This is a genomic window from Lachnospira pectinoschiza, assembly GCF_020564355.1.
GTDB classification, from domain to species: Bacteria; Bacillota; Clostridia; order Lachnospirales; family Lachnospiraceae; genus Lachnospira; species Lachnospira intestinalis.
The window spans coordinates 1-625 of the sequence record NZ_JAJCRR010000016.1 but is presented as its reverse complement, the minus strand read 5'-3'; the positions used below and the strand labels follow the sequence as shown (position 1 = coordinate 625).

Genomic DNA, 625 nt, shown 5'->3' with positions numbered 1-625 from the left:
CAAGCTTCATCGCTGAAGGAACAAAGATGGATATGATGTATATGCCGGATGCTATCGATGCGATTGTTGACTTGATGAATGCACCTGCAGACAAATTAGTAAACCGCAACGCTTTCAATATCACAGCGATGAGCTTTGAGCCTGAAGAAATTGCTGCATCAATCAAAAAATTCATGCCAGACTTCACAATGGATTATGATGTAGATCCAGTCCGTCAAGGTATCGCAGACAGCTGGCCAAACTCTATCGATGCAACTTGTGCCAAAGAAGAATGGGGCTTCAATCCTAAATATGATTTAGATGCAATGACGAAAGAAATGCTTGAAAAACTTACAGAGAAATTAAAAGGCTAAAAACTAAGTTCATCTCATCACAAAATCGAAAATTATGTTAAAATAAGAGAGTAATCGGTTACAAGATTACTCTCTAATGCTGATGTTAGGAATCAGCATTGTTATTATTAATCTTATCAAAAATTTATCTTTGAAAGAGGAGCTCTTATGGAACAAAAAAATGAAATGAAGCGAACGCTTGGTTTCTTCCCTGCCCTTACAACAGTAATGGGTACGGTTATTGGTGCAGGTGTATTCTTCAAGGCTGGCCGAGTTGCGGAACTCACTGGCCA

At 38.7% G+C, this 625-nt stretch carries 1 protein-coding gene; it reads left to right on the top strand.

The window, feature by feature from the left end:
- Positions 1–353, top strand: a 353-nt coding sequence (locus tag LI288_RS14020) for a hypothetical protein (RefSeq protein WP_331464670.1), incomplete at its 5' end; no start/stop codon positions are given.
- Positions 354–625 lie beyond the last annotated feature (272 nt).